17 protein-coding genes are annotated in these 21,296 nt (G+C 39.3%); 1 reads left to right on the top strand and 16 read right to left on the bottom strand.

Features of this window, described 5'->3' with window-relative positions:
- Position 1: 1 nt before the first annotated feature.
- The 13 genes from MHB40_RS02325 to MHB40_RS02265 all read right to left on the bottom strand — a co-directional run bounded on the left by MHB40_RS02325 (position 2) and on the right by MHB40_RS02265 (position 12,718).
- Complete coding sequence (locus MHB40_RS02325) at positions 2–1,078, bottom strand: nucleotide kinase (protein ID WP_342533817.1); 1,077 nt, start codon at positions 1,076–1,078, stop codon at positions 2–4.
- Positions 1,079–1,179: 101 nt separating this feature from the next.
- Positions 1,180–1,815 carry a YitT family protein gene (locus tag MHB40_RS02320; RefSeq protein ID WP_205446699.1) on the bottom strand — a complete coding sequence of 212 codons (636 nt, stop codon included), beginning with the start codon at positions 1,813–1,815 and terminating at the stop codon, positions 1,180–1,182.
- Between the two features lie 118 nt (positions 1,816–1,933).
- Positions 1,934–2,428 carry a Cys-tRNA(Pro) deacylase gene (gene ybaK / locus MHB40_RS02315; RefSeq protein ID WP_342533815.1) on the bottom strand — a complete coding sequence of 165 codons (495 nt, stop codon included), beginning with the start codon at positions 2,426–2,428 and terminating at the stop codon, positions 1,934–1,936.
- A 24-nt stretch (positions 2,429–2,452) separates the two neighbouring features.
- Positions 2,453–3,178, bottom strand: coding sequence for a hypothetical protein (locus MHB40_RS02310; protein ID WP_342533814.1), 726 nt, complete (start codon positions 3,176–3,178; stop codon positions 2,453–2,455).
- A 324-nt stretch (positions 3,179–3,502) separates the two neighbouring features.
- On the bottom strand, positions 3,503–4,078 hold the full coding sequence (locus tag MHB40_RS02305) for a VanZ family protein (RefSeq protein ID WP_243456414.1): 576 nt from the start codon (positions 4,076–4,078) through the stop codon (positions 3,503–3,505).
- Between the two features lie 123 nt (positions 4,079–4,201).
- A complete protein-coding gene (locus MHB40_RS02300) occupies positions 4,202–5,740 on the bottom strand; it encodes an acyl-CoA carboxylase subunit beta (RefSeq protein ID WP_342533813.1) in 1,539 nt (512 codons plus the stop codon).
- A 53-nt stretch (positions 5,741–5,793) separates the two neighbouring features.
- Positions 5,794–6,576, bottom strand: coding sequence for an enoyl-CoA hydratase (locus MHB40_RS02295; protein ID WP_342533812.1), 783 nt, complete (start codon positions 6,574–6,576; stop codon positions 5,794–5,796).
- Positions 6,573–7,490, bottom strand: coding sequence for a hydroxymethylglutaryl-CoA lyase (locus tag MHB40_RS02290; RefSeq protein ID WP_342442367.1), 918 nt, complete (start codon positions 7,488–7,490; stop codon positions 6,573–6,575). Before MHB40_RS02290 ends, MHB40_RS02295 begins: the two co-directional genes overlap by 4 nt.
- A 14-nt stretch (positions 7,491–7,504) precedes the next feature.
- The gene (locus MHB40_RS02285; protein WP_031418413.1) at positions 7,505–7,717 is read right to left on the bottom strand and encodes an acetyl-CoA carboxylase biotin carboxyl carrier protein subunit; all 213 of its coding nucleotides are present in this window, start codon (positions 7,715–7,717) and stop codon (positions 7,505–7,507) included.
- Positions 7,718–7,785: 68 nt separating this feature from the next.
- A complete protein-coding gene (locus MHB40_RS02280; RefSeq protein ID WP_342533811.1) occupies positions 7,786–9,144 on the bottom strand; it encodes an acetyl-CoA carboxylase biotin carboxylase subunit in 1,359 nt (452 codons plus the stop codon).
- Positions 9,145–9,159: 15 nt separating this feature from the next.
- The gene (locus MHB40_RS02275) at positions 9,160–10,794 is read right to left on the bottom strand and encodes an AMP-binding protein (protein ID WP_342533810.1); all 1,635 of its coding nucleotides are present in this window, start codon (positions 10,792–10,794) and stop codon (positions 9,160–9,162) included.
- A gap of 43 nt (positions 10,795–10,837) precedes the next feature.
- On the bottom strand, positions 10,838–11,980 hold the full coding sequence (locus MHB40_RS02270) for an acyl-CoA dehydrogenase (protein ID WP_205446691.1): 1,143 nt from the start codon (positions 11,978–11,980) through the stop codon (positions 10,838–10,840).
- 120 nt (positions 11,981–12,100) lie between these two features.
- Positions 12,101–12,718, bottom strand: coding sequence for a TetR/AcrR family transcriptional regulator (locus tag MHB40_RS02265; RefSeq protein WP_205446690.1), 618 nt, complete (start codon positions 12,716–12,718; stop codon positions 12,101–12,103).
- Positions 12,719–13,094: 376 nt separating this feature from the next.
- Between MHB40_RS02265 and MHB40_RS02260 the strand changes: the two genes are divergently transcribed.
- Positions 13,095–15,284, top strand: a complete 2,190-nt coding sequence (locus MHB40_RS02260) for a DNA topoisomerase III (RefSeq protein ID WP_342533809.1) — start codon at positions 13,095–13,097, stop codon at positions 15,282–15,284.
- 233 nt (positions 15,285–15,517) lie between these two features.
- Here MHB40_RS02260 and MHB40_RS02255 read toward each other — a convergent pair whose 3' ends face one another.
- The 3 genes from MHB40_RS02255 to MHB40_RS02245 form a co-directional block, all read right to left on the bottom strand.
- The gene (locus MHB40_RS02255; RefSeq protein WP_342442357.1) at positions 15,518–16,588 is read right to left on the bottom strand and encodes a glycosyltransferase family 2 protein; all 1,071 of its coding nucleotides are present in this window, start codon (positions 16,586–16,588) and stop codon (positions 15,518–15,520) included.
- Between the two features lie 158 nt (positions 16,589–16,746).
- A complete protein-coding gene (locus MHB40_RS02250) occupies positions 16,747–17,499 on the bottom strand; it encodes a hypothetical protein (RefSeq protein WP_342533808.1) in 753 nt (250 codons plus the stop codon).
- A gap of 1 nt (position 17,500) precedes the next feature.
- A complete protein-coding gene (locus MHB40_RS02245) occupies positions 17,501–21,283 on the bottom strand; it encodes an AAA domain-containing protein (RefSeq protein ID WP_342533807.1) in 3,783 nt (1,260 codons plus the stop codon).
- Positions 21,284–21,296 lie beyond the last annotated feature (13 nt).

The following is a 21,296-nucleotide window of genomic DNA, read 5'->3' as shown; positions in this document are numbered from 1 at the left end:
ATTACTTTGTTAATCTTTCGAATAGTGGCGCTGTTTTTTCTCGCCATAAAGAGGCAGATAGACAATGATCTAATAAACGCCGAACGGTATATTCAGCTTCTGCATATCGTTTGGAATGACCCATCGCATCCTGTATAGCTTCTTTGTATTGTGCTCGGACTGCCTCAATCGCAGTCTCTGCTTCCTCTGAAAGCGCACAATGTTGCCCAATATCAAAAATCTTATCCCCTAACCTACCATCCTCTGGATCAAAGATATGGGGCTCTGTGCTATCAAAGATACAGAAATTGAGCTCTGGGATAATGACCATATCCACAGATCCCGCATCTAAGCCACACCAAATAATTTGTGCATCAAGCCCTCTTGCATTTGCCTCATCCGCTAAGCTTTTCATTAATGAAGATTTACCTGTACCTGGCTTGCCTTTAATCATGAAGCGAGTCGTGATACTTTTGGTGATACTATCCACTGTATTTTCCGCACCTCTAGGAGTTAACGTTCCAAGTAAACGATGTGTCCGCATGCCCGTTTTATTCAAAACAATGGATTGGAACACTTCCGTCTTTAAATTTTCCACCTGTTCATTTAATGCCTGCCAGTTCATACAGCTTTGTGTGACAACCTCCCAGTCATCATGAAGCTTGATTGCTTGATCCAGTTTCGCTATGCATTTTTCACGCCAAGTTACCCGCTCCTGCATCGCCTCTGCAAGCTGTTCTCCAACCTTTTCAAGCTGTATGTCCTCTAAACAATCGTAAAAGGACATAACTCGATGCTTTGTACCGAGTAAAGTTGGCTCGATATTCCACTCAGAAGCCCATACAAAAAGTCTGTTACAGCCTTTTACATAAACGGCTTCTACAACCTCTTCTAATAAAGCATGCTTAAACCACTCAACAGCAAAGCCCTGTTTCACATAAAAATATCCTAGTTCTTTTAACAGTTCTGAACCTTTAAAGGTAGCGGGCCCTTGCAAAAAATAAACGAGAGCCGCTTCTTCCATCATTTCTTTATATAAATTTTTCACACCTTGCCCAGTCAATGCGTGTCCAAAATAATACGTTACATTTCCGTTCAAATGTCGTTCCTCCTTTAGCTTCTGCCCTGCATTATATGAAGGAACGCTAAAAAAAATGAAAAGCTACTTCTATCCTTTACAGATCTAAGTAGCTTCATGATTTAATAAAATGGCTTCATGCCTTCAATATGCCCAATACATTTCATTAATATTTTACGACAATACGGTAATGAATATTGCACAATATAGCCTGAAGTTAAGGCGATTAATACTGTCCCTACTCCAACTGGTCCTCCTAGTAGCCAGCCAACAATGGTTACGAGTACTTCAATTCCCATTCTTGCTGTTTTAATAGATCCGCCAAACTTTTCGACAAGTATCATCATTAAGGTATCCCTTGGTCCTGCGCCCATATTCGGTGCGATATACATCCCACAGCCAAAGCTCAAAACAAATAAACCAATAATAAAATATGTAATTTGTAAGCCATATACATCCGTTGAGGGCAACATCCAGTTAAATACATCAATGAATGAGCCGATTAGTAGCATATTGAGCCAAGTGCCTATCTTTGGCCATTGACGCAACACAATGGATGTTGAAGCAACTATAAAGAGTCCTGTTACAATAGACCAAGTACCAATACTTAAACCAAAATTTTGGAATAGACCCACATGTAAAACATCCCACGGGCTTGTCCCAACAATTTTTCCTTTTATCGACATCGTGATGCCAAGTGACATCACAATTAAGCCACCAATAAAAAAGGTCCAACGCCACCCCATTATTCTACGCATTCCTTATCCTTCTCTCTATGAATATATTGCTATTACTGTATCATACTTTCAACAAAAATTAAGCTATAGTGCTTGAACTAAACCGTTCATCTTACCACATAAAAAACTACCCATTTTCTCACTCATGGGTAGTTGTAATTGAGGCAAGTTGTGCCTTTGTTATAGTCTTCAGATCTTCTACTTGAACATGAATTTGCATACCAATTTTCCCAGCACTAACGATTATGCTTCCTTGATCTTGAGCAGATGCATCAATGACCGTTGGATATAACTTCTTCATCCCTACTGGTGAACATCCACCACGAACATAACCAGTATGGCCCAGTAGATCTTTTACCGCTAACATTTCAATTTTCTTTTCCCCAACTACCTTTGCAGCTGCTTTTAAGTCCAGCTCCTCGGCTACAGGAATGACAAATACAAATAACTTTTGTGCACTTGCTTTTGCTACTAATGTTTTAAATACCCGAGCAACTGGCTGACCAATTTTCTCAGCTACAGAAACACCATCAACTTGACCATCCCCGGTTTCGTATTCAATCACATCAAAATGAATTTTTTGTTGTTCTAATAATCGAATTGCATTCGTTTTCGCATGCTTTGCCTTTGCCATTTCAACAATCTCCTATCTACAGCATCAGGCTATCAAAGAGAACATAGAATCCTTGTCTGGGCGATAGCCATTTTTCGTCATTTGAACGTGAGCCGCATATCTTTCCGATGCCTGTTTGAATGCTCTTAACCTGAATGCAGTCTCATAGTTCTTACCGAAAATTGTATCTGCAAATGGGTCCAATTTCAATTCCTTCGAGAAACGTTCAGGAACCTTCACTTCAATAATGTCACGTACAAAAGATGGTTCGCCTTCGTTAGTGGTAACATCGTCAAAACTTGAATCATTTAACATATACTGTATTTGAGCATCAACGCTTTGTGCCACACGTAAATCTTGTGGAGAAGGCTCTGCTGATGACAATGCTGCATTACGTACCTGCTCTAAAATATGCAGTGTGTCATTTAGCTCTGAATCGGATATATCCGAGGAATCAGCGTTATCATTCATTCCTACTTTATAAGCTTGCTCATGGGCACGTACATTCTTTTCTGTTTGCTGCAAATCTTCCATAATGGCTTGCTGTTGAGGCGTTACTTCTTTCGACTCTACTTGTTGCTGTTCATATAAATCCTGGTCAGTACGTCCTAACAGTAGATTTTCCAGTTCAATCAATAATGGGTTTTTCTTTGGCTGGAAATACATCGCATTTTTTCTATATGCATCTCCCGCCTCTTTACGTTGCAATATCTTTTTACGATTATGCTGCGATGAAATTCTTTCTTGTTCCATTAAATTTGATATTTTCATAGTTTTCACCTCGCCCTTCTATCTTCATATGCTAATTAGATAATAGATATGAACATACTTACACTCTATCTATACCATTTGAATAGTTTCTGTATACTCATTATCGGAATTTTCACTATTAAATTCAAGCACTAATTACTACTAACCTCCTAAAGAGATACTAACTATTTTCGAAATTAGGTATAAAGACTCTTATAAAGTCAATATTTTTCACATACATTTATTAACTCCATACTATTTTCAATAAAATTTATTACCATATACACTAATCAAACAGTGTTAATCGACGTAAAAAAACAGCCCCCTCATTCTGGACTGTCTTTCTCATTTTTTGGGTCTAATCAATATACCTTTATAAGCTAAGTAACCAAGCCATGCACCAATTGTATTTAAAATTAAATCATCAATATCCGCAGAGCCGACGGTAAAAATAAATTGAACGGTTTCGACAGCAAGACTAGAAAAAAAGCCTAAACAAATAATAACCCACGCTTTTCGGAATTTCTTCGATAGTAATGGCAGTAAAAAGCCCATTGGCGTAAAAATTAATAAGTTGCCAAGTAAGTTAACGATTATAATTTCCCAATTAAAATATTGAGAGTAGTTTATATAACGGAGAATCGTTTCGAAGGGAATGAAATTAGTAGTTAATCGCCAACTACTATAATCAAACAATCCTAAGTCACCTATCGAGTAATCTCCTTTAAATAAAACGACGACTACATCTACTAAGCGATCAATAACCAATTTATAAAAAGCCATAAATGAATAGATACTAAATAAAATCCAACCTGCGATCTTTAGCGGCAAATAATATGTATCAATGACATCCCGATATGGTAATGGGAGCTTGGCATTATTCTGAACATCCGCTATGTTGTTTTTAGACAAGCTTAACACCCACTTCCCTTTATTCCTTCCCATATTTTAATATGCTCAACTATAGCTTGCAAGTAGCTGAAAAAAATTATCATCCAAAAAGGCTGTCTCCTAGCAGCAGAGACAGCCTTGCAATAAGTATGTTTAAACTGGGTTTACCCCATGCTTACGTTGTGAGAATAATAAGTATTTTGACATATAAAGCTCTAAGCGATTTTCTAGTACCTTGCGTAGCTCATTAGGTTCAATCACATCATCAATGATAAGCTCTGAAGCTAAACGATACACATCAATTTCCTCTTGGTATTCTTTACGTTTCTCGGCAATGAAGCTTGCTTGTTCTTCTCTTGGAAGTTCTGCAATTTTATTGGCATAGACGGCATTGACAGCAGCTTCTGGTCCCATTACGGCAATTTGTGCATTTGATAATGCAATACAGCAGTCTGGTTCAAATGCAGGGCCAGCCATTGCATATAATCCTGCACCATATGCTTTACGCACAATGACCGTTAGCTTAGGAACAGTTGCCTCACTCATGGCAAAAATCATTTTAGCACCATGACGGATGATTCCTGCTTTTTCTACCTGAGTACCAATCATAAAACCTGGAACGTCTGCTAGGAATAACAGCGGTATATTGAATGCATCACAAAGGGAAATAAATTTCGCCGCTTTATCAGCAGAATCATGGAATAGCACGCCTCCCTTGACACGTGGTTGGTTAGCGATAATGCCAACTGATTGTCCATTAATTCGTGCAAGGCCTGTAATTAATTCGGGTGCAAATAATTTCTTGACCTCACAAAACGAATCTTCATCGATAATACGATCAATTAGCTTATACATATCAAATGGAACATTTTGGTTTTGAGGAATTAATTCTTCAATAGATTTATCAAATGTAGCTGGTGGTTTAGGTGCCTCTACCTTGCTGCGTTCTGCATAGTTATTCGGGAAGTATCCCAAATATTTACGCGCATAAGTAATGGCCTCCTGTTCTGTTTTAACAAGCACATCTCCACAACCAGAAACGGAACAGTGCATTTTTGCGCCACCCATTGTTTCTAAATCCACTTTCTCACCGATAACCATTTCGGCCATACGAGGAGATCCTAAATACATGGAAGCATTCCCTTCTACCATCACAACGATATCGCAAAATGCAGGGATATAGGCACCACCTGCTGCGGAAGGACCGAATAATAAGCAGATTTGCGGAACTTTTCCTGACAGCTTGACTTGGTTGTAGAAAATGCGTCCTGCACCTCTACGTCCTGGGAACATTTCTAGCTGATCCGTAATACGCGCACCTGCTGAATCTACTAAATAGAGTAATGGACAATTCAACTTTTCAGCAGTTTCTTGAATGCGAATCATTTTTTCAACTGTGCGTTTTCCCCAAGAACCTGCTTTAATCGTTGAATCATTCGCTAGCACACAAACCGTGCGACCATGAATTTTACCAATACCAGTGACAACACCATCTGCAGGTAAATCTCCTGCTAAACAGTTCGCATAGAGCCCATCCTCTGATTGAAGACCATCATCTAGTAATAGTTCAAGACGCTCACGTACAAATAGCTTACCTTGTTGTGCATTTTTGTCATGATATTTTGGTAATCCACCTGCTAAAATTTTATCTTTCATTGTAGGTGGCGTATTTTCTGTCGAGATATTGCTCATGTTTATTTCCTCCCTTTGCCCAATCGATTACACCAAAATTATTTCTTGGCGTTTTATTTCCCTGAATATTGTGGCGCTCGCTTCTCTTGAAAGGCAAGTAAGCCCTCTAATCGGTCTTCTGTTGGGATCAGTGCACTATATGCAAGTGATTCAATTTTTAACCCGGTAGCTAAATCTACCTCAACACCTTGATTGATCGCAACTTTGGCTTGCACTAAAGAGAGTGGTGCGTTTTTGGCCATTTCCAGTGCAAGCTGTTGTGCCTTCTCTAATACCTCATGTCCTTCATAAACATACTCGATAATGCCATAATGTTTAGCTTCTTCGGCATTCAGCCTACGTGCTGTATAAATTAATTCCTTTGCTTTGCCAAGACCAATTAGACGCGGAAGTCGTTGTGTTCCCCCAGCTCCTGGAATAATACCGAGCGATGTTTCTGTTAGACCTAGCTTTACATGTGTACCCGCAATGCGTAAATCACAAGCTAGTGCCAACTCCAAGCCTCCGCCAAAGGCTACGCCATTTAGGACAGCAATGACAGGCTGTGCAAGCGTTTCAACTTTTGCCACAGTGGCACCAATCAGCTGCACAATCTGCTTCACTTGTCGATCAGACATTCCTTTACGTTCCTTTAAATCAGCACCTGCACAAAATGCCTTTTCGCCTGCACCTGTTAGAAGGACTACGCGCACTGCTGGATCTCCATTGATTTGATCAAGCGTGTCAGACAGCTCATGAAGTAATTGAACCGACATAGCGTTAGCGGCTTCTGGTCTTGAAAGAGTAATAAGTCCAATACTACCCTCTAGTAATTCAAAACGAACGAGTTGTGTCATCGTTGATTTGCACTCCTTTCATTGCGGACAATAGCCATTTGCTTTGATGCAACAGCTTTGCCTAATTTCTCTTCAATAAAGAGTGCCGCCTCTAGCACCTTTTGTCGATCTACTCCTGTTTCAATGCCCATCTCATCGAATAAATACAATAAATCTTCTGTGGCTACATTGCCTGAGGCACCCTTAGCATATGGACAACCCCCTAGCCCACCAAGCGCACTATCAAACTTAGAAATACCCATTTCTAAGGATTTCATAATATTAGCTAGTGCTGTTCCACGCGTATCATGAAAATGCATGGCAAATCTTTCAGCAGGATATCTTTTTAGTAATTCCTCTAAAAGAAATTCAACCTGCGTCGGTACACCAACACCAATTGTGTCGCCAAGCGATATTTCAGTCACACCCATCTCCAATAATTTTTCCGTTACTCGTCGTACCTTATCAGGATGGATATACCCCTCATAAGGACAACCAATAACCGTTGAGATATAGCCTCGAACATGTTTCTTTGCAGCCTTAGCTCCTACCACAACTTCCTCTAATATGGGAAATGTATCTTCTATCGTTTTATTAATATTACTTTGGTTATGACTTTCACTAGCAGACATAAAAATACTTACTTCATCTACTTCAGCCTGTAATGCACGTTCTAAGCCACGCATATTGGGTACAAGTGCTGCATAGGTAATATCCTTATGTCTTTTAATGGCTTGCAGAACCTCGACTGCATCTGCCAATTGAGGAATCCATTTCGGATGCACAAACGATGTCACTTCAATATAATTTAATCCTGTTTGACTTAATAAATTAACTAATTGTACTTTATCAGCTGTTGAAATATGCGTTTTTTCATTTTGTAAGCCATCACGGGGACCAACTTCTTTGATTATGACTTGCTTAGGTAGCTGCATAAAGAAGCCTCCTCTTATTCAATTTCTAAAATATCATCATCAACGTTAATGAAGTCTCCCTCATTGGCAATGATTTTCGTCACGACGCCATCCTCTTCTGCTGCAATTGGAATTTCCATTTTCATCGATTCTAAAATGGCTACATCTTGACCTGCTGTCACTTTCTCGCCCTCTGCTACGACGATTTTCCATACTGTTCCTGCCATGCTTGCTTTTACTGTTGCCATAATCATTCACTCCTATTTTTTTAATCATGCATTCGTCCTTCTATGGAAGCACGAATACATGAAAATTGTTATTTGGTTTCTGCTAATTGCGGTAAATAATATTGCTCTACAAATTTAGTCGTTGTATAGCCTTTTAAAAATTGCTCATGAGTGACGGTTTTTAACAACATCGGAATATTCGTTTGAATACCCTCGACTTTATACGCCTTTAGTGCTTGCGTTAATCTCTCACAGGCAATCGCTCTCGTTTCTCCCCACACCACCAATTTACTAATCATTGGATCATAGAATGGTGTGACCACTGAACCAGACTCTACACCACATTCATGTCGCACTCCTTCACCTGTCGGTAATTCAAGAGTCGTAATGGTACCTGGAGAAGGGAAGAATGTCGAAGGATTTTCAGCGTATATCCGCACTTCAATCGCATGCCCTTCTTTAGTCATACTTTCTCTAGTAAATGCAAGCGGTTGTTTTGCCGCAATTTTTAATTGCTCTTCTACTAAATCAAGCTTCGTAATTTCCTCTGTTACGGGATGCTCTACCTGTAATCTTGTATTCATCTCTAAGAAATAAAAGTTTTGATTTTCATCAACCAAATACTCAATTGTTCCAGCATTGACATAACCAATATGCTTCGCCGCCTTTACCGACGCTTCTAGCATTTTTTCTCTTGTCTCTTGTGAAATAAACGGTGATGGTGCTTCTTCTACTACTTTTTGATTTCTTCGTTGAATAGAGCATTCACGTTCAAATAACGGAACAACATTGCCCTGATGATCTGCAATAATCTGCACTTCGACATGGTGAGGGTTAGCAATGAATCGCTCCATATACATCGTGCCATCACCAAAGAATGATTGTGCACGCTTTTGATTGCCCTCAAAAGCTTTGGCCAGTTCCTCGGCATTTTCAACTAGCTGCATACCGATACCGCCCCCGCCTGCTGATGCCTTTAACATAATGGGATAGCCTAAACGCTCCGCTATGTCAGTGGCTTCTTCCACATCTTTCACAGGCGCTTCTACACCCTCTACAATAGGCACGCCAGCAGCTTTCATTGTTTTACGTGCCTCTAGTTTACTGCCCATTGAAGCGATCACATCTGCACTTGGCCCGATAAACACTAAACCTACCTCTGTACAACGTTTCGCAAAATTTGCATTCTCTGATAGTAAACCATAGCCAGGATGAACAGCCTCTGCGCCACTTTCTAGTGCAATTTCAAGAATGCGGTCGATGTTTAAATAGCTCTGTGCAACAGGTGGCTTCCCTACACAGAAAGCCTCATCTGCATCTTTCACATGTAGGCTTTCAGCATCTGCCTCTGAATAGATAGCAACCGTATGAATATTTAGGCGCTTGCATGTTCTGATCACACGTCTAGCAATCTCCCCACGATTTGCAATTAATACCTTGTTGAACATATCCACTGTCCCTCCTTACTTTACGGTCATAACAAAATCTTCTCGTAATTTATATTTTTGAACTTTTCCTGATGCAGTCATTGGATAGTTATCAATAAAGAAGATATGGCGAGGAATTTTATGTCTAGAAATTTTATCCCGACAATAATCTCGGATTTCTTCCTCTGTTGCCTGTTCTCCTTCTTTTAACACAATCCAAGCTGCCGCTTCCTCACCATAGACAGGGTCAGGGACACCTGCAACCTGAACATCTGAAATTTTCGGATGTGTATAAAGGAACTCCTCAATTTCACGAGGATATAGGTTTTCGCCACCACGAATGATCATATCCTTCAAACGACCTGTTACACGGATAAAACCAGCTTCATCCATTGTTGCTAAATCACCTGTGTGCAACCAACCATCCTCGTCAATCGCAAGATCTGTTTCCTCTTGGTTTTTATAGTAGCCCTTCATCACATGATAGCCCCTCGTACATAGCTCTCCCTGTTCATTCGTCGATGCTTCCTCAGTTGTACCAGGAACAACAATCTTTACTTCTAGGTTAGGTAATGCGCGGCCAACCGTCTCCACCTTCAACACTAACGGGTCCTCCGTTCTTGTTTGCGTAATAACTGGTGATGATTCTGTTTGACCATAGCAAATTGTAATATCTTTCATCCCCATCTTCTCAATGACCGCTTTCATGACCTCAATTGGACAGTTTGAGCCAGCCATGACTCCTGTGCGTAAAGTTGAAAGATTGAAAGATGCAAAATTCGGTAAATTCAGTTCACTAATGAACATCGTTGGCACACCATGTAATGCAGTACATTTCTCCTGTTGAACGGTTTTGAGTACCTCTTCAGGTGAAAATTCCTGCACTGGCACCATCGTTCCGCCACTCGTTGTAATGGCTAATGTCCCTATGACACAACCAAAGCAATGGAAAAATGGAACTGGGATACATAGACGATCCTCTGCCGTTAAACGCATACACTCTGCAATGTTGACAGCATTGTTGACTAAATTAAAATGCGTTAACATTACACCCTTAGGAAAGCCTGTTGTACCAGACGTATATTGAATATTAATGACATCATCAAAATGTAGAGAGTGCTCTCTTTGATCTAGCTGTTCCTCGGATACTTGCTCGGCAGCAGTTAAAACGTCTGACCAATTTAGTACGCCGGGGTATTTCGTTTCACCGATTAAAATAACATTTTTTAATAAAGGTAGTCGCTTTGATTGCAAATTACCTGGTTCACAATGTTCAAGCTCTGGACATAACTCTTGCAGTGTATTGATAAAAGAATGGTCTCGATAATTTTCAATTAAAAAAATCGTTTTAGCATCAGATTGCCTCAATAGATACTCCAACTCACTCGCACGGTAATTCGTATTTACCGTAACAATTGGAGCACCCATCTTCCCTGTACCAAATTGAAGCTGTACCCACTCAGGAACATTCGTCGTCCATACTGCGATATGGTCTCCCTTTTCAATTCCAAGAGCCATTAAACCTCTCGCTACGTATCGTGCTTGACGATTTAGCTGCTCATAAGTCATGCGTAAATTTCTGTCAGCGTAGACCAATGCTTCATTCTGCGGGTACTTTTTTGATTGTTCATCTAGCAATTGACCAATTGTTTGATACACAAGTTCTGCCATGAAGATCCCCCTTATTTATGCTATTTAACTTAATTGATGATGATTAACAGCCAATTAGACGAGAAATAACGAGACGTTGAATTTCAGATGTTCCTTCACCGATTTCCATTAACTTAATGTCACGTAAATGGCGTTCTACATCGTATTCTTTCATATATCCAGAACCACCATGAATTTGGATTGCTTGATTACATGTACGGAAGCCCATTTCAGAAGCAAATAGTTTAGCCATCGCAGCTTCTTTGCCAAATGGCTTCTTTTGATCTTTTAACCATGCCGCTTTATGTACTAGCGTACGAGCAAGCTCTATTTCCATCGCCATATCAGCTAATTTAAATTGGATCGCCTGTAGCTTTGAAATAGGTGCACCAAATTGCTCACGTTCCTTCGCGAATTTTAGTGCCTTTTCATAGGCAGCCTGTGCAATTCCAACAGAAAGGGCAGCGATGGAAATACGCCCACCATCAAGTGTATTTAAAAACTGGCTAAAGCCACGTTTTTCATCCCCTAATAGATTTGTTCTTGGGACACGAACATTTTCTAACACAATCTCACATGTATTGGAGCCACGTACACCCATTTTGTCATAATTACAGTTGATTGTTACACCTGGTGTGTTTGTTGGCACAATAATAGAAGAAATAATCTTTTTACCATCTTCACGTTTACCCGTTACCGCAGTTACAATAATTTGTCGAGCATATCCTGCATTGGTAATCCAGCATTTCTCTCCATTAATGATGTAGTCATCACCATCAATAACAGCTGTAGTACGTGTGCCACCAGCATCTGAACCTGCATTTGGCTCTGTTAAACCGAATGATCCTAATGTCTCACCCTTAGCTAATGGAACTAACCATTCTTGCTTTTGTTCCTCCGTACCGAAGTTGTAAATTGGTGAGGCTCCTAAGCTAACAGCAGCTGCATAGCTTAACCCCGTGCCTCCACATGCTCGACCAATTTCCTCTACAGCTAAAGCATAGGACACCGTATCACCACCTGATCCACCATATTCTTCAGGAAACGGGATACCCAATAAGCCTAGTTCTGCCATCTTCTCAAAGCTCTCTATTCTCATTGTTGATGTCTCATCAACCTCACGAGCATACGGTTTAATCTCCTTCTCAGCAAAATCACGCACCATGTCTCGAATCATTTCTTGCTCTTTTGTTAATTCAAAATTCATCCCTAATCCCCCTAATGTCTAATTTGCCATAGTAGATGTAGCTCAAGAAAGATTGCTTACAGTGAAATACCGACTAGTCGGTTTGTAAAAACAAATAATAAAACCAGTGTCTCCTACTGGCTACCCCTTTATTATAAATTGCTTCGCTTCTTCCATGGCTTGTTCTGTCACAATCGCACGTAATACCATATCGGTAAAAACATCTGTGATTTGCTCCATAGTTAATGGTCCTGATTGCTTAAACCATTTGTATGTCCAGTTAATCATCCCGACAATTGCCATAGTGACAATCGTACAAGGTAATTCAGTACGAAAAACCTTTGCTTCCTGACCCTCGGCTATCACTTTTTGTAAAATATCTCGATAGTGATCTCTCTTTTTATGGATGATGTCACTATATTCATCTGAGAGTGAACGACTTTCTTCATAAAAAATCGTAATATGTGCTTGATACATATCAAATACTTGTGTCAGTGTTTGCAGCATGGCACACAAACGTGTGATGGGTGTATCGTATTTGTCATATGCATCTTGCGATTGTTGAATAACATATGAAATAAAGACATCATGAATTTCATATAACAATTCATCTTTTGATTTAAAATTATGATAAAATCCACCCTTTGATGCTCCAATATATTCCACAATACGATCCACAGTTACATTGTGATAACCATCTTGCTGAAACAATTCAACTGAAGCGTCTACAATTCTTTGTTTTAACGTTTTCTTTACCATAGGCACCTATCATCCTTCATCTAGCTCTATACTCCATCACTCCTTATAATCAGGAAAAATCATTCAAATCCTTAAAGTATTCTATTTTTTCCTAATTATAAAAATACTATGACAACATAAATATAGCATTCTCAAAATTTGGTGTCTAGCAACAAAATAGATTTTTCATAAAATTACGAGCATAAAATTTACATGGAACAGAAATTAAAAACCTATAAACACATACATACCATATGAATTTTTTTTGCTCCTCATGACAAATTTTCTTCCCTCCCATTTCTTTGTCTAACAAATCCATTTTCCATTGCAGTTAAACTGCGAACCCACTCAACCTATGCTATATTTAAAACCATGGAACTATGAAAGGGTGTTAACAATGGCAAAGAGCGTAGTAATCGCTGAAAAACCTTCTGTAGCACGTGATATCGCACGTGTACTGAAGTGTAATAAAAAAGGAAATGGTTTCCTTGAGGGAGATAAATACATTGTTACTTGGGCGCTTGGACATCTTGTGACACTGGCTGACCCTGAAAGCTATGATGTGAAATATAAAACATGGAATCTTGAAGATCTACCCATGTTACCTGAACGACTAAAATTAACTGTTATAAAGCAAACTGGAAAGCAATTTAATGCGGTCAAAAGTCAGCTTACACGCAATGATGTCAGTGAAGTCATCATTGCTACAGATGCTGGACGTGAAGGTGAATTAGTAGCACGCTGGATACTCGATAAAGTGAAAATTAAAAAGCCTCTAAAACGCTTATGGATTTCCTCTGTTACAGATAAGGCAATTAAAGATGGCTTTGCCAATCTAAAGCCTGGCAAAGCATATGATAATCTATATGCCTCTGCTGTAGCTCGCTCAGAGGCAGACTGGTATATCGGACTCAATGCTACTCGTGCTTTAACTACCCGCTTTAACGCACAGTTGAATTGCGGACGTGTACAAACACCAACAGTAGCGATAATTGCTGCGCGTGAAGATGAAATTAAAAACTTTAAGGCACAAACTTATTATGGTATTGAAGCGCAAACAACTGACAACTTAAAGCTTACATGGCAAGACAAAAATGGTAATAGTCGTAGCTTTGATAAAGAAAAAATCGATACACTGGTGAAAAAAATAGGAAATAGCAATGCTATCGTTGCGGACATTGAAAAGAAACCTAAAAAATCATTTGCACCTGGCCTTTATGATTTAACAGAATTACAGCGTGATGCCAATAAAATCTTCAGCTACTCAGCGAAAGAAACCTTGAATATTATGCAAAAACTCTATGAGCAACATAAAGTGTTAACTTATCCACGTACGGATTCTCGCTTTATTTCTCAAGATATCGTTGCCACACTACCTGAACGCTTAAAGGCATGTGGTATTGGTGAATATCGCTCCATCGCTAATAAACTGCTTACTAAACCAATCAAGCCAACAAAGGCCTTTGTCGATGATAGTAAAGTATCAGATCATCATGCGATTATTCCAACAGAGGGCTATGTAAATTATTCTGCTTTCTCTGATAAAGAGCGTAAAATTTATGATCTTGTTGTAAAACGTTTCCTAGCTGTGCTACTGCCTGCTTTTGAATATGAACAGCTCACACTTCGTGCAAAAATTGGCGATGAAAGCTTTATTGCTCGTGGAAAAACGATTTTATCATCTGGCTGGAAGGAAGTTTATGAGCATCGCTTTGATGATGAGGATACAGTTGAAGACATCAAGGAGCAAATACTGCCCCGCATTGATAAAGGCGATATGTTAAAAGTAAAGCTTCTTGCCCAAACTTCTGGTCAAACAAAGCCACCTGCTAGATTTAACGAAGCTACTCTTTTATCAGCAATGGAAAACCCAACAAAATATATGGCTACGAATGATAAAAAATTAGCCGACACATTAAAATCTACAGGTGGTCTTGGTACAGTCGCAACACGTGCAGATATTATTGAAAAGCTTTTCAATTCCTTCTTAATAGAAAAGCGTGGTGGCAAAGATATATATATTACCTCTAAAGGTCGTCAACTACTCGACCTAGTGCCAGAGGAATTAAAATCCCCTGCCCTGACAGCAGATTGGGAGCAAAAACTTGAGCTTATTGCAAAGGGCAAGCTAAAAAAAGATATATTTATTAGCGAGATGAAAAATTACACAAAGGAAATTGTTACAGAGATTAAGGGTAGTGACAAAAAGTATAAGCATGATAATATCTCTACCAAATCATGTCCTGATTGCGGAAAACCGATGCTTGAAGTGAATGGCAAGAAAGGAAAAATGCTTGTCTGCCAAGATCGCGAATGTGGGCATCGTAAAAATGTCTCACGCACTACAAATGCACGTTGTCCACAATGTCATAAAAAATTAGAGCTTCGTGGAGAAGGCGATGGTCAAATTTTTGTTTGTAAATGTGGCTATCGCGAAAAATTATCAGCCTTTGAAGCAAGACGTAAAAAAGATGGCGGAGGCAAGGTCGACAAGCGCTCTGTACAAAAGTACTTAAAGCAACAAAACAACGAGGAGCCTGTGAACAATGCCCTTGCTGAAGCATTAAAGGGGTTAAAGTTCGATTAAACGAAAAGAGCAAATTCACATTTAGAGTGAATTTGCTCTTTCATTATGCATACTCATCCCTTCAAAACATATCTTGAATTGACTGAACATTCTATAAGGGAGGTTTTTAATGGACGCGAAAACTTTTAGACCACGCAATGTGATTTTTATGACGGTCGTTGTAGGTGTCTCTGTGTTAATTGGCCAAGCTATTTATGTCTTGTTTATTGATGTACCTTTCCCATAAGAAAGATTTATATCTTTAATTGACTAAGTAAATATTTTTCATTATTAATTATTTCCTGATGATGCGGTTTCCATTTTTGTGCCTCTAGATTATGCTGATAGGCATTTTCAAATAACCGTAACTCCCTATATAGCAGACTTAATTGTAAATGAGGAATCCATGTTGAATAAGCCCGCTTTTGGATAGTCATTGTGTCGACAGGAGCTTGTTGCAAGGCTTGAGAGTACCAGTAAATAGCCTCTTTATGTTTTAATTGCTCCATAAAAAATTGGCCCATTCGGCAACATGCTTCTGGCTTTGGTCGATCATATAGGAAGGATTGCAGAATAGCTTGCTGTGCTTGTTGATCATCATGTAAACGTCGATAGCATTCCCCTACATGTAGACAAGCCTCAATGCGATCATCTGTAGTGCCTAAGTTGCTATCCAAAAATAGATGGTATTGATTAATAGCTTCTAGGTAACGTTGATGTAATTTTAGTTCATTCGCATAATGAAATGTTTCTCTTGCTGAAAGAGATTGCCCATCCTTTATTAATCCCTCATAAATACGAATATTGCGATGAATATCTTGTGTTAACGGTAAATGGGTGACAGCGATATCACTATGATAGAACTGCCCGGACACCCTTAAATTTTCATGGACAGCACCCTCCCATTGAAAATGATTCGCCCTTTTTACTAGACGATACTTTCGTTCACTACACTCCACTTCTCCATCACAATCAAGCGTCAAATAATAATCCATTGTTACAGCATCAATAGAAGGATATAACGATTGCCTTAGTTGACTGAACTTGTGTTGATCTTCCTTTGTCATGGCATCATCAGCATCGAGCCATAAAATATAGTCTTTTGTTGCCTGCTGAAAGGAAAAGTTTCGTGCTTTAGCAAAATGATCGCACCAGGGAAAGTCATAAATGCGAGAGGTAAAATTTTGGACAATATCTTTCGTACGATCAGTTGAACCCGTATCAATGATGTTGATCTCATCTACTAGGTGCTGAACCGAATCTAAGCATCTTTCAATCGTACATTGTGCATTTCTAACAATCATACATAAACTAATCGTTAACATCTGTCCCCTCCTTAACAATGTTGTAATATGTGCTAATGCAATATTTTATCGAAAAATTTTTTCGATTATCACCTAACTTTGTAAATTTATCGTGTAAAACAAAAAAAACGAACGCGACACACGTTCGTTTTTGTTCTAGTATTTGAACTCCTGCTAAATCAAGACAAATATTGCTCACGCCATGTTAACTGTTCTTTGTCTGCAAGCTGTTGCTCTAAACGATGATCCCATTGATTGAGCAATGTATTCCAAACTCGTACAAATAATATATCCTGCTCCTTATCATAAAGAACAAATTCTAAACATGGGCTATCATTAATTTGTTGCGCTTCTGTTTGAACAATTTTTGCGATGATTTTTTGCGAGTTACCTTCCTCTTCTTCATCCACTTCCTGTAATGCTGCTATCACCATGGACTCCTCAAACTGTTCCTGTTGTTCAGCCTCTTTGTCAATATAACGATAGAGCTCTGGCAGTTCATCATATTCATCATTATTCGTATCGACAGTAAGAAATGCTTGATGGCAAGGACTAAAGTAAAGCGTGGAGGTTTCTTCCTCTAGTTCTTCTTCAAAAATACCTCGTCCTAGCTGCTGCTGTCCTTTTTCAGTTAGCCTATAGAAATCGTCTTCGTTCTTCACAAGATTCACTCGAAGCATTAAAGAAAGCAAGTCTTCAATAAATAACGGATCCACAAGCAATAGCTCACTCAATTCCTGTGTGTTTCCAAAATCAGCCTCCTGAATACTAAGCAGAAGCATTGTCATTAAGACATCCATTGTCGAACGGCGAACTGGCTCATAGGTCACATCGACAGTCCTAATGGGGATACACCATTCAGCCATTTTGACAATCTTAATATTGCGATTTTGTTGAAGCTCACGCATTAGTCGTTGCTGTAATTTTGACACTCTACATCACCAATCCTTCATGATTACGCAAGCCATCGTAGGATTTTACTGTCTTTAATAAATTCGTATACATCTCTCTTGTCTCTTGATGCTTTGCACGTTTTGCAAACATATCTGCACTTCCTACAAGTAGAAGTAACTCTCTAGCACGAGAAAGAGCAACATTTAAACGACGGTAATCTCTGGCAAAGCCTATGTCTCCACCCTTAGGCGTATTCCGTACCATACTCACTAAAATGACATCCATTTCCATCCCTTGGAATTTATCGACAGTCCCTGTTCTAAATTGCAGATGTGGAAGCTGTAATTCTTGCTGAAGAAGGCGATTAATTTTCTTTACCTGCTCACCATAGAAACTAATGACACCCACACTTTTCTGAGCATCGTGTGGTATACGCCCTGCTTCTTTTGCCGCCTTCACTGCCTCATTGAGATCTAATAAGATACGGCGAATCGTTTGTAATTCCCCTTCGTTATAACGACTCGTTCCACCTTTTACCTGCTCCTCTAAATAAGGTTTCTCTGTTGGAATATCAATCCATAGTAAATGGTCGTCACGTTTTACAAATCGACCCTCTAAGCCATGATCCCTTGCTGCATCTGAATCTGGCAAGCCACATTGCAAGCCATTTTCTTCTTTCGCATAAAATGGTGTGATACTTTGCATGATTTTCTCATGCATACGGTATTGTAATGCTAGCATTTGCTTATGTGTTGGAGGCAAATTATTAAATAAACGCTCAAATAATGATTCACGCAACAGATTTTTTAATTCCTGTGCACCTTCAAAGTTTGGATTTTCTTCTAGCATTGCCTTTAGTGTTTCCTCCAGTGTATCATCCCCAAGTAATGGTGGAAGCTGATGATGGTCACCTACCAAAATAACTTTTTTCCCCTTCAGCATTGGTAAGAGTAATTCTGGTGGTGTTGCCTTTGAAACTTCATCAATAATAACTACATCAAAGGTCGGATAATTTTCCATAAATTCTTTACTGGCAGAAGCTACGCATGTTGTACCAATAACGTTCGCATGACGCACATACAATTTTCGAATTTCATCTAAATCATACTCTGTTGCGTTTTGTAGTTTTTCACGCCATTGTTCTTGTAGTTTTTGGCGAAGTGGTAGCTGTTTTTCCTGACGTTGTAATGCTTCGATTGCTTGGTTTGCAGCTTGAATAGCTTCCTTCACCTCTTCAGCCGTTCGTTCTGGCGTAGATTGTAAAAGCTTTGTATAGGTAGCTAGTTGCTTCTCTTTCTTTAATCCAGCTATATTAATGTCTTTTATCTGTTCTTCCATTTGCGTTAACTGTTGCTCTACTTCCAGTAAGTTCGTTTGGACAGTCTGTAGAGAGGCTTGTTTAGGAACGAGTTGTACTTTAGCCTGTTCCACTGCCTCAAGCTGCTTTTTCGCTTGTTGAAGGGACTCACAAGCTTGTGAGGCAAGAATCTTCAAATACTCGACAGATTCTTCTGGCTCCTCAGTAATCTGAAAGGCGTTTGCTAATTGTTGTAAACGCTCAGTATGCTGTAAAAATGGTTGGAGCTGTCGCTGGTAACTTTGCACATCAAAGCTAGTTATTGCACACTCCTGATGAATTAAAGTTACTAGATTTTTACGAAAAGATTCATATTCCTGATCTTTATGCTCTTGTTGTTGCTTTAGTGCTATTCCCTTTTGCCAAACAAAATCACGTCGCATATATAGCCCGAGCAAATAACTTTCGATAACATCATTTGCTGGTGCTTGACCATCTTGAAACGTCGTGTTTAGCTGAGCGAATACCCCTGTAAGGTTTTGCAACGAAAATGATTGGACGGGCTGTAATCTACTTTTAGCAAGAGCACGTTCCTTGACTTCATGTGTAACTAAAGCCTCTAGCTTGGCAGTCGCTTTTTGAAGGCGAGCATTAATCGTTGACCATGCCTCTAAATCCTTTGCATCCTCCAAATGCTGCAAGCGCCCTATTTGCTGTGAAAGTACATGAGAGGGCCGAATTTGATAATGTTGTAAAAAACGCTGGATAAGCTCAAAAGAGATTAAGGTGTATATATACTTTTGTGCTTCCTTCATGATGACTAGACGATTACTTTCGATGTCATATTTCTGCTGTATCTCTTCAAATTGCTGTGTTAACTGGTGCTTTTGCTCTTGCAGTTCTTTATATTGAGCAGCAGCCTCTAATTGTTCCACCTTTTCTGAAGTTTCCTGAATCGCATGCTGTAGTTGCTCGACTGAAGGGTATTCAGCAAGTGTCTGTTCAAGCTGCTGTACAATCGGCTCAATTTGAGCAAGCTGTTTCTCATAATGCTCTTTTTGTGCTTCACATGTTTGTTGCTCTGTTTTAGCAGCCTTCAATTCTTTTTTTAATGCTTGAATCTCCTGCTGTAAAATAGGTTCTTCAATAGCTGCCTGCTCTTTTGCGGCTATATCCTGTGTTAATTGCTCTAGCCATTGCTCTAATTTCGCTAGCTCATCTTTTGCTTTTACAAGATTTGCTTCTAGTTCTTGCTGACGCTCTGGAAATATTGTAATTGCTTCTTCAATCGCAGCAAGTGTCTGCTCACGCCACTGAAGCGCAACATTTTCCTCTATAAACTTTTTACCCTCTTCCTCAATACTTTCCGTTCTACCATAGCGTAAAATTCGTATTTCTTGATTGGACAACAAACGTCCTAATGCATTATCCACTGCTAAATTCGACTGTGAGGCAACAAGTGTTTTTAAGCCTGCTTTAACATTTTGCTGACAAATCTCTGAAATAACAGTCGTTTTCCCCGTACCTGGTGGACCTTGAATGACATATAAATCCTCAACAGATAATGCGCCTAAAACGGCTCGTCGCTGATATTCATTTAAATTATTATGAAACTCAATATCTTCTCGTAGCTTGGATGCGCGAACTGTCGGACGTCGCTCAAACAGTATTGTTTCTAAATTAGGGTTTACTGCCTCACCCTTTTCTAGCTTTGTAAAACCATTACGTAGTCGTCGAATTTGGCTTAATGTTGCAAAATTACTAAAGCTTGCTTGTTTTGAACGAAGGTTCAGCTGATCCCTGCGAGCCAAGTCCTGTATGAAAGGTTTTAAATCAATTTCAACCGTTTGCTTTCCTGCATTCGCCTTTAAAACCTGCCCAATTTCGCCACGAACTCCTTGAATGTTTACACTTAAACCCTCTAGCTTTTTCCACTCTTTACTCTTTATGTAGGGGCATACAATGGTTAAGCGTGTGAAGTCTTCATTGAAATAGCTTTGCTTAAATTCTGTATGAATATCATCAATGGTTGCATCTCGTTCTTGAATTTTTAGATAGCCTTCCCAGCTGGCTATACGTTTTTTTACATACTCTGTACGTTCTTCTGCTATCGGTAGCTGTCTTATTTTCGTATGAAGCTCAAGTGGAATACCTGCTCCATTATTAGGCTTTGTCACAAATTGCAATGCGGCTGCTAAGCGACGATTTGTGTTGATAGGTCCACGCATATGGACAAATCGAATATTGGTTGCCAGCAATCCTTCCACCTTCAACACACAATCCATAATGACCGTTTTCTCAGCAAGAATATCGTTTAATTTATCATTGTCCTCCGCATTAAAATAGATGGATAAAAAGGTTTCACCAACTGTTTTTGCTTTTCGTTTTTCAATATAGACAGTAAAAGATCTTTGTAACGCAAAAAAGGCATGCTCGTTTGCTGAGCATTCCTCTACCGCTTCCTTCGCCTTGTTGGTCAAAATAAGATTACAGCGTTGTTTTTCTAGTAAAGCGATGTCCTGCATGAGCAGCCCTCCT

It is taken from the genome of Lysinibacillus sp. FSL K6-0057 (genome assembly GCF_038630885.1).
In the GTDB taxonomy this organism is placed as follows: domain Bacteria; phylum Bacillota; class Bacilli; order Bacillales_A; family Planococcaceae; genus Lysinibacillus; species Lysinibacillus fusiformis_F.
Note: the sequence above shows the minus strand (reverse complement) of the source record. Positions and strands in the feature narration are given on the sequence as shown.